This is a genomic window from Liquorilactobacillus sicerae, assembly GCF_029916425.1.
In the GTDB taxonomy this organism is placed as follows: Bacteria; Bacillota; Bacilli; order Lactobacillales; family Lactobacillaceae; genus Liquorilactobacillus; species Liquorilactobacillus sicerae.
In genome coordinates this window covers 1-458 of record NZ_JAHAVQ010000220.1, presented here as the reverse complement: position 1 = coordinate 458, position 458 = coordinate 1, and the positions used below count along the sequence as shown (strand labels likewise).

Here is a 458-nt window from a genome sequence, read left to right as displayed (position 1 = left end):
CTCTAACAATATTTTTTGTGGTTTCTCTGTTTTTCCGATACTTAGGGCTTTGTGATTAATTAATCGTTTGTTTTTGACAACATAAATACGTTTGGAAACTTTATTTGTGAAAACCTGGTCGTGGGATATCAATAAAACCGTATTCGGATAATTAATTAAAAAGTCAGTTAATGCATGTATGGCTTGTAAGTCAAGATAATTAGTAGGCTCGTCCAGCATTAAGAAGTTATAATCGCCAACTAAAATTCGAGCCAAATTGGCTTTAACTATTTCGCCGCCACTTAACGAAGCGGTAAGCTGATTAAACTGAGGAGCACTAAAACCGATTCCTCCCAGCAAATCATAAATGAATTGTTGACTTTGATTACTGCCTTTTTTGATATTTTCCCATAAGCTTTTATCGAAATCCAAATTATTAAGGTCTTGAGCGAAATATCCTACTTTGGCAAATGTGTTCC

General features: G+C 34.5%; 1 protein-coding gene. It reads right to left on the bottom strand.

Going from position 1 to position 458, the window contains the following annotated elements:
• Positions 1-458 (bottom strand): ATP-binding cassette domain-containing protein (locus KH893_RS12105; RefSeq protein ID WP_281166318.1); only part of this gene is annotated, 458 nt, incomplete at both ends.